The 8,291-nt window shown below is 66.0% G+C and carries 9 protein-coding genes; 4 read left to right on the forward strand and 5 right to left on the reverse strand.

Annotated features, from left to right (window positions below; translation table 11 throughout):
- Positions 1 to 10 precede the first annotated feature (10 nt).
- From ACK59X_RS30805 to ACK59X_RS30815, 3 genes are read right to left on the reverse strand one after another with little or no spacing between them, the layout of a single operon-like run.
- On the reverse strand, positions 11 to 1,018 hold the full coding sequence (locus tag ACK59X_RS30805) for a hypothetical protein (protein ID WP_409962659.1): 1,008 nt from the start codon (positions 1,016 to 1,018) through the stop codon (positions 11 to 13).
- A complete protein-coding gene (locus ACK59X_RS30810) occupies positions 984 to 1,724 on the reverse strand; it encodes an aspartyl/asparaginyl beta-hydroxylase domain-containing protein (protein ID WP_409962661.1) in 741 nt (246 codons plus the stop codon). Before ACK59X_RS30810 ends, ACK59X_RS30805 begins: the two co-directional genes overlap by 35 nt.
- Positions 1,721 to 2,209 carry a GNAT family N-acetyltransferase gene (locus tag ACK59X_RS30815; protein WP_409962663.1) on the reverse strand — a complete coding sequence of 163 codons (489 nt, stop codon included), beginning with the start codon at positions 2,207 to 2,209 and terminating at the stop codon, positions 1,721 to 1,723. Before ACK59X_RS30815 ends, ACK59X_RS30810 begins: the two co-directional genes overlap by 4 nt.
- A gap of 110 nt (positions 2,210 to 2,319) precedes the next feature.
- Between ACK59X_RS30815 and ACK59X_RS30820 the strand changes: the two genes are divergently transcribed.
- The 4 genes from ACK59X_RS30820 (at position 2,320) to ACK59X_RS30835 (ending at position 6,289) form a co-directional block, all read left to right on the forward strand.
- Positions 2,320 to 2,619, forward strand: coding sequence for a DUF6916 family protein (locus ACK59X_RS30820; protein WP_409962665.1), 300 nt, complete (start codon positions 2,320 to 2,322; stop codon positions 2,617 to 2,619).
- 208 nt (positions 2,620 to 2,827) lie between these two features.
- Positions 2,828 to 5,149, forward strand: coding sequence for an NADP-dependent malic enzyme (locus ACK59X_RS30825; protein ID WP_409962667.1), 2,322 nt, complete (start codon positions 2,828 to 2,830; stop codon positions 5,147 to 5,149).
- Between the two features lie 155 nt (positions 5,150 to 5,304).
- Entirely contained in the window at positions 5,305 to 5,718 is a 414-nt protein-coding gene (locus ACK59X_RS30830; RefSeq protein ID WP_409962673.1) for a ribonuclease domain-containing protein, read from the forward strand.
- A 145-nt stretch (positions 5,719 to 5,863) separates the two neighbouring features.
- Positions 5,864 to 6,289, forward strand: coding sequence for a barstar family protein (locus tag ACK59X_RS30835; protein WP_007854744.1), 426 nt, complete (start codon positions 5,864 to 5,866; stop codon positions 6,287 to 6,289).
- Between the two features lie 504 nt (positions 6,290 to 6,793).
- Here the strand turns inward: ACK59X_RS30835 and rsmA are convergent.
- Both rsmA and ACK59X_RS30845 read right to left on the reverse strand, forming a co-directional pair.
- Entirely contained in the window at positions 6,794 to 7,582 is a 789-nt protein-coding gene (gene rsmA, locus ACK59X_RS30840) for a 16S rRNA (adenine(1518)-N(6)/adenine(1519)-N(6))-dimethyltransferase RsmA (RefSeq protein WP_409962669.1), read from the reverse strand.
- 355 nt (positions 7,583 to 7,937) lie between these two features.
- The gene (locus ACK59X_RS30845; protein ID WP_409962671.1) at positions 7,938 to 8,240 is read right to left on the reverse strand and encodes a peptidylprolyl isomerase; all 303 of its coding nucleotides are present in this window, start codon (positions 8,238 to 8,240) and stop codon (positions 7,938 to 7,940) included.
- Positions 8,241 to 8,291 lie beyond the last annotated feature (51 nt).

The following is an 8,291-nucleotide window of genomic DNA, read 5'->3' on the forward strand; positions in this document are numbered from 1 at the left end:
GGCCCCGTTGTCACTGCGGCTGCGCGAGCAGCCGCAGCCGGTCCAGGTGCGCATGGCACCGGGCCGCCTCCTCCAGGCGCCCGGATGCCGGCCGGGGCGGCAGCACTGGCGCAGGGTCGCCCTGGAACGGGCTGCCCGCATGCTTGGAATGAAAGCCCGAGCGTGCCTGCAGCGCGGCGAGTTCGCCGGGCGTGCACTCCATACCCAGCCTGTCCAGCAACCCTTGCCAGATCACCCCCGGAAGCTGGCGATAGTCCATCAGCACCAGGTCCGACGCGGTCGCCATCGCGAGGCCGCTGCGGTACAGGCTTTCAAGCACCCGGATGGCATGGCCGTCCAGGTCGCCGGGCGCCAGCTCCGGGGCACCGGGCGGGTGCACCAGGTCCGCCAGGCGCGACAGGTCGATCAGGCCTGGCACCATCTGCCGGCCGCGCTGGCGGCGGTGCGAGGCGAGCACTTCGCCGGGCTCGCGGTACAGGAACACGATGGGGGTGCCCGGGAACGCGTCCTGCACGAAGGGAATCCAGGGCAGGTGCCAGCAGTCGAGCTTGATGACCAGGTGCCGTTCCGCAGGGCTGCGCCTTTGCCCCAGGGCGGCCACCAGCCGCTGGAAGGTGTGGGTGCCGCCGCTCTGCTGAGGGTGCCGGTGGTGCAGCCGGAAGAAGGCATCGAGCGCCGGGGGCTCCGACAACACGATGCACTGCGGCAGGGTGGCCAGCGCCTGGGTGAGCAGCGTGGAGCCGCAGCGCGAAACGTGGAAGATGAAGGCCGTGGGCGGCACGCCGTCGGGCAGCCCGTCCAGCGCGGACAGGGGAGTGGCAGTCAACCTGCGTTCCTCCCGCGCTTGCTGGACCAGGCTGTCCTCGAAAAACGGGGCGGTGAAACGCTGCTCGCCCAGAAAGCGCCACCAGACCGTGGCGGGGTCGTGCTGCAGGCTCACCGGGAACCAGCCCTGCAGGGACTGCCTCTCGGCGATGCCCACCTCACGGCCGCGCAGCAGTGCCTGTTCTGCGAGCATGGATTTCCTGCAATCGGGCGGCCAGTTGTGCACCGACCGCATGGCCATGGTCCAGCAGCCTGGCGATGGCCTGCTGCACGTTGTCGTCGTTGAGGGAGGCATCGCCATAGGGCGGGTCTTCGCGCAGCACCCCGCCGGCGGCCAGGAACAGCTGCGTGAGCCACGGGTTGGTCACGCAGTCGATCATCAGGTGGATGCGGGCCTGCGCACCGCGGTTGTGGGCACCATGCAGGCAGCTGGCATTGAGGTACCAGGCATCGCCCGCCGAAAAATGGACCTCTTCGCCATCGATGCGAAACAGGGCCTGCGGCGAGGTCTGCACGGGGATGTGCAGCCGGGTCAGGCCGTCCTCCAGGGCCCCACCATCGTCACGGTGCTCGTGGATCATCCCTCCCGCTTCCAGGCCCATCAGGCGGACGGAGGTCTTCTCGCACTGGAACTGTTCTATGGCATGCCGGAAATACGGGCAGCGGGCCAGGAGGGGGGTGTCCTCGAAGTGGCCACCCTCCACCGGCATGATGTGGTCGACACGGCCATCGACGGAGCGCAAGGGAATGCATCCCCAGCCCTTTTCATAGGCGGAGGTATTGAAATGGTTGATCCATTGCGCACTGGCCACGCGCTGCAGGTCTTCCTGCAGGCGGGCCAGGTCGAAGGACAGGGGCAGTTTCAGGTAGGGGGTGGGTGCCACGGCGGTTGTGCTCATGCGGGCGCTCCGCGCCAGACCATCTGCGCGCGCAGTCCATCCTCGGAGACGGTGGCGAAGCCCAGCTTGCGGTACAGGCCTTGCGCCGCATGGTTGCCATGGACCACGGCCAGGCACAGCGGCAGCCCCCGCGCCAGCGCATGCGCCTGCAAGGCCGCGAGCACGGCGCTGGCGGCGCCGCCGCGGCGCGCCTGCGCAATGATGGCAATGTCCACCAGGCGCAGGTCCTGGGGCGCGGTGTCCACCACCACGCGGCCGATGGGCAGGCCCGAACGCAGCAGCAGCCATTGGCGGGCCTGGGGAAACTGGTGGCGGAATCCGGCTTCCTGCGCGTTCTGCTGCATGGCCACCAGCGCCAGCAGCTGTGCGGGATCGGGCACGGCCTGCTGCAGGTCCTCTCGGGTGGAGAAATACAGCGCCTGCACAAAGGCCTGGTCGGCTTCGGTCCTCTCCCGCAGGGCAAATGGTTCTGGCAGTGGGTACACAGTGGGTTACCGGCTGTACGATGGTTGGTGGGATCGTGAAACCCGCCTATTTTGGCAAAGGGAACGGCCCGCATCCAACATTGAATTACCCATTCCAACGGACGCAACCGATGAGCACCACTTTTGAACCCGTGCATGCTGCAGTGGGCAGCCAGTTTGTCGCACACACCCAGCAAGGGCCCGTGGAGCTGGTGCTGGTGGAGGCCCAGGAGCGGCCACGCGGCCATCTGCCCGAGCCTTTCCGCACCCCCTTCTCCCTGCTCTTCACGGGACCCGAGGCACCCCGGCTGGCGCAGGACACCTACACCCTGGACCACGCGCAGCTGGGACGTGTGCAGTGGATGCTGGTGCCGGTCATGCCCGATACCAGGGCGCCGAACGTCCCGCGCTACGAGGCGGTGTTTGGCTAGGGCGCGAAGATGCGTGGTGGGCTGCATGCGGTTGCGCAAGCCGGCGCTTTCCAACCCGGACAGCAAAACTGTCCCACCCAACTAAGCAGATTCGCTTACTAGGGTTTTTACCGAAGGCGGCCTACAATCCCTTCCCCCGGAACGTGTAAGCATGTTCCTACAAGCGCTGACCGACGCCTCGCGAACACCCCAAGCTGGAGACAACTGAATGCCCGAGAACACCACGGCCGAGAACAACAACAACCAATCCGACAAGCGCGCCCAGTTGCGCCGCGCCGCTCTCGAGTACCACGAGTTTCCCAAACCCGGCAAGATCGCGATTGCCGCGACCAAGCAGATGATCAACCAGCACGATCTCGCGCTGGCCTATTCGCCCGGCGTGGCCGCACCCTGCGAAGAGATCGTCAAGGACCCCAACGCCGCCTTCAAGTACACCGCCCGGGGGAACCTGGTCGGCGTGGTGACCAACGGCACGGCCGTGCTGGGCCTGGGCGACATCGGCGCGCTGGCGGGCAAGCCCGTGATGGAAGGCAAGGGCGTTCTGTTCAAGAAGTTCTCGGGCATCGACGTCTTCGACATCGAGATCAACGAGAAGGACCCCGAGAAGCTGGTCGAGATCATCGCCAGCCTGGAGCCGACCTTCGGCGGCATCAACCTGGAAGACATCAAGGCCCCCGACTGCTTCTACATCGAGCGCAAGCTGCGCGAGCGCATGAAGATCCCGGTCTTCCACGACGACCAGCACGGCACGGCCATCGTGGTCGGTGCGGCCATCCTCAACGGCCTGAAGGTGGCCGGCAAGGACCCCAAGGACGTCAAGCTCGTGACCTCGGGTGCCGGTGCCGCCGCCCTGGCCTGCCTGGGCCTGCTGGTCAAGCTGGGCATCCGGCGCGAGAACATCTGGGTGACCGACCTGGCCGGCGTGGTCTATGAAGGCCGCACCGAGCTCATGGACGAGGACAAGATCCAGTTCGTGCAAAAGACCTCGGCGCGCACGCTGTCCGAGGTGATCGAGGGGGCCGACGTGTTCCTGGGCCTGTCGGCCGGCGGCGTGCTCAAGCAGGACATGGTGCGCAAGATGGCGCCACGCCCGCTGATCTTCGCGCTGGCCAATCCCAACCCCGAGATACAGCCCGAAGACGTGAAGGCCGTGAGCGACGACGCCATCATGGCCACCGGCCGCACGGACTACCCCAACCAGGTCAACAACGTCCTGTGCTTCCCCTACATCTTCCGCGGCGCACTCGACTGCGGCGCGACCACCATCACGCTGGAAATGGAGATTGCCGCGGTGCACGCCATTGCCCAGCTGGCCCAGGCCGAGCAGAGCGAGGTCGTGGCCGCCGCCTACGTGGGTGAGCAACTGGCCTTCGGCCCCGAGTACCTGATCCCCAAGCCCTTTGATCCGCGGTTGATGATGATGATCGCCCCGGCCGTGGCCCAGGCGGCGGCCGACAGCGGCGTGGCGCTGCGCCCCATCACCGACATGGATGCCTACCGCGACAAGCTGCAAAGCTTCGTCTACGCCTCGGGCTCGATGATGAAGCCCATCTTCGCCGCCGCCAAGGCCGCCGCGAAGAAGCGCGTGGCCTATGCCGAGGGCGAGGAAGAGCGCGTGCTGCGCGCTGCCCAGATCGTGGTCGACGAACGCATTGCCCGCCCCACCCTGATCGGCCGCCCGGCCATCATCGCCGAGCGCATCCAGAAATTCGGCCTGCGCCTGCGTGAGGGCGTGGATTACGATATCGTCAACGTCGAGCAGGACCACCGCTACCGCGACTTCTGGCAGACCTACCACCGCATGACCGAGCGCAAGGGCGTGACGGTGCAGATCGCCAAGATCGAGATGCGCCGCCGCCTGGCCCTGATCGGCTCCATGCTGCTGCACAAGGGCGAGGTCGATGGCCTGATCGTGGGCACCTGGGGCCACACGGCCCTGCACCTGAACTACATCGACCAGGTGATCGGCAAGCGCGCCGGTGTCTGCACCTACGCCTGCATGAACGGCCTGCTGTTGCCCGACCGCCAGGTGTTCCTGGTGGATACGCACGTCAACTACGACCCCACGGCCGAGCAGTTGGCCGAGATCACCGTGATGGCCGCCGAGGAGATGATGCGCTTTGGCATCAAGCCGCGCGCCGCCCTGCTTTCGCACTCCAACTTCGGCAGCAGCAACCAGCCCAGCGCCGTGAAGATGCGCCAGACCCTGGAGCTGCTGCGCGTGCAGGCCCCCTGGCTGGAAGTGGACGGCGAGATGCACGGCGACGTGGCCCTCGATGGCAAGGCCCGCGCGGCCATCATGCCGCACAGCGATCTGATCGGCGACGCCAACCTGCTCGTGCTGCCCAACATCGACGCCGCCAATATTTCCTACAACCTGCTCAAGACGGCAGCGGGCGGCAACATCGCCATCGGCCCCGTGCTGCTGGGTGCAGCGCAGCCGGTGCACATCCTGACGGCCAGCGCCACCGTGCGCCGCATCGTGAACATGACAGCACTCACCGTGGCCGATGCGAACGCATCTCGATAAGTGATTGATTGATAGCAAGCACTAACTTATTTTGCTTGCAGACCCTCCAGGCGCCTGCCCAATCTTTGTGCAGGCGCTTGCTTTTTGGGGACCATTGAGTCACACTACGGGCTCGAAATTTCGGGTTAACCCGTAGTTTCTGAAAGGTGTTGTTGATGCTGAAGGCTGTAGCCACCCGGGCGCGCAAAGCAGGGTTTTTGTGTGTGGTGGGTGTTGCGTTTGCTCTTTCCCCGGTGGTGGGGCAGGCCCGCCAATCCCCCTCCACCCACGACGGTTCCACCACCTCCATCGCTTTGGCCGAGTTGCCGCCCCAGGGGCGTGCGACGTATGCGCTGATCCGCGAAGGGGGCCCGTTCCCGTACGACAAGGATGGAACGGTATTCGGCAATCGCGAACGGTTGTTGCCCGCCCACAAGCGCGGCTACTACCGGGAATACACCGTCAGAACACCAGGCTCGCGCAACCGCGGAGCCCGGCGCATCGTGTGTGGCGGCCAGCCCCGGACCCCGGACGCCTGCTACTACACCAGCGACCACTACGCCAGTTTTCGCGAAATCGTCGAAAAATGACGCCCGATGCACCGTACCTCGCCGGTTTTTTGTTTTTCCGGCAGTGAGCGGTGCGCGCTCTTGAATCCCCCACCCGCAAGCCGTACCCTGTGCAGTCTTGCGGACAGCCGAAGTTTTTGGACTTTATAAAGAAAGAGTAGCGGAGATGCAGACGCCACTTCGTAAAGACCTGGAAACGCCACTGCGTGGCGTGCGCACCAACATCGTGCAGTCCATCCGCGCGTTCCGCGTGCAGGACCTGCAGGATGCAGCCACTTCCCTGGGCCAACACTTCCTGTATGCCAACCTGGCCCATGCCCAGTCCAAGCAGGACGTGCTGGACCTTATCGCCGGGCAGTTCACCTTCCCGTCGCACTTCGGCAAGAACTTCGATGCGCTGTACGACTGCATGACGGATCCCTTGCACAAATCGGGCCCGCAGCCCGGCTTCATCGTGGTGCTGGAGCAGATCCCGGCCACGGGCAAGTTCGACAAGGAAGCGCGCGAGCAGCTTCTGGACATCTTCCGCGATGCAGCCGACTACTGGAGCGACCGCAAGATCCCGTTCCGCTGTTTCTATTCTTTTCTGTAGCCCGTTCTGCATCCACCAGCCAAGCAGAACGGGCGAACGAGGCTAACGAAGCACAGAAGACCACCGTCCAAGGCATCGAGATCCCCTCCGACCCCGCCGCCGAAAAGATGCCCACCGACAAGCTGATGGACGTGTCCCCCCTGGCGCTGCGCATGAGCAGCCCGTTCAACGCGGGTTACTGGCTCAGCGCGGCGTAGCAGGTACATCCCCCTGAGGCGCTGACGCGCCTTCACCCCTTCTCTCGAATTACTGCGTAATTCGGGAAGGGGGACACCACCAGCGCGGCGGGGCGGCCAAAGGAGCCCTCTGCGCAAATCCCTGCGGGCGCTGGCGGCACGGACTCGGGCGGTCCGCTGCGTTGCTTCTTTTGCCAATAGCGTGGCTATTGCCGGCAAGAAGACGCCTTGCGGCCCATCCCGATCCGTACCACCATGGTCCGCGAGGTTTGCGCAGAGGGCTCCTGCGCGGCTGCCAGGGCCCTTTGGCAGAGCGTTTCGTTTTTGATCAGGCCTTGGGGCTCATGGCGGCGGCCAAGGCCACGTATTCGTCTACCGGTACTTCTTCGGCGCGGCGTTGGGTGTCGAAGGGGCCGGGGTAGGCTTTGGCTTCGAGCCAGCGGCCCAGGGTGTGGCGCAGCAGCTTGCGGCGCTGGCTGAAGGCGACCTGGACCAGTTCTTCCAGCAGGGGTTCGCTCAGGGGCACCGGTGCCTCGCGGGGCACCATGCGCACCACGGCGCTGTCCACGCGCGGGGGCGGGTCGAAGCTCTCGGGCGGCACGAAGAGCACGTTCTCCATGGCGTAGCGCCACTGCAGCATGACTGACAGGCGCCCATAGTCGCTGGTGGCGGGCTTGGCCACCATGCGGTCGATCACTTCCTTTTGCAGCATGAAGTGCTGGTCCTCGATCACTGCCACATGCGCGAGCAGGTGGAACAGGATGGGCGTGGAAATGTTGTAGGGCAGATTGCCCACGACCCTGAGCTTGAGCGCCGGCTGGGCCACACGCTCACGCCAATCGAGCGCCAGCTGCGTGAAGTCGACCTTGAGCACGTCCGACTCGATCACCTCGAGCTGCCCATGCAGCCGCAGCCGCAGCGCCAGGTCGCGGTCCAGCTCGATCACCGTGAGGCGCCCCAGCCGCTCCACCAGCGGCTGCGTCAGCGCCGCCAGCCCCGGCCCGATCTCCACCATGGGCTGCCCCGCCTGCGGCGCAATGGCATCCACGATGCCATCGATGATGCCGTGGTCGGACAGAAAGTGCTGGCCAAAGCGCTTGCGGGGTATGTGTTTCATGTCAACTGGACCGTGCAGCAGCCCCGTGAGGCCGCGTGAAAAAGCGAAAGCGCCCAGAACCTGAGCGCGTGTGCGGTGAATGATGCACCATCCGCCGATGGCTGTGCTACTGGGATACTCGCCGCTCAACCCCACCCCTGGCGGAGTTCGCCTGATCGATCACCCGCAGTGCACGTTGCGAGGGCGAACCGGCCGCCGCGCCGGGCCGCCCCAAGCAAGGCCTGGCCCCCTTGGGGGCAGCGAACCACACGCAGTGGGGAGCGTGGGGGTCCTTGCCTTGCGCCGGGCCGCCCCAAGCAAGGCCCGGCCCCCTCGGGGGGCAGCGACCCAACGCAGTGGGAGAGCATGGGGGGCTTTATTGCGGTGGCTCCCGGTACTCGACATAGGCGCGGCCGCGCAGCTCCTGCGCCCAGGTGGCGTAGGCCTCCTCGATCTTCTTCTCGCGCACGGCGTCGCGCACCATGTCGCGCTGTTCGCGCTGCGTGAGCTTGGCCTCGCGGCGTTCCATGAGCTGGATCAGGTGCACGCCAAAGCGCGAGACCAGGGGGTCGCTGATGTCGCCGGGCTTGAGTGTGCTGAGCGCCTGCTCGAATTCAGGCACGTAGCGGCCGGGGCGCGCGCTGACCACGGAGTCCCCATGCAAGGCTCTGGAGCACACCCCGTAGGGAGGCCACCCCGGCCGGCACTAGCCAGTCCCGACACACAGGGG

Source organism: Acidovorax sp. (assembly GCF_046339755.1).
In the GTDB taxonomy this organism is placed as follows: Bacteria; Pseudomonadota; Gammaproteobacteria; order Burkholderiales; family Burkholderiaceae_C; genus Acidovorax.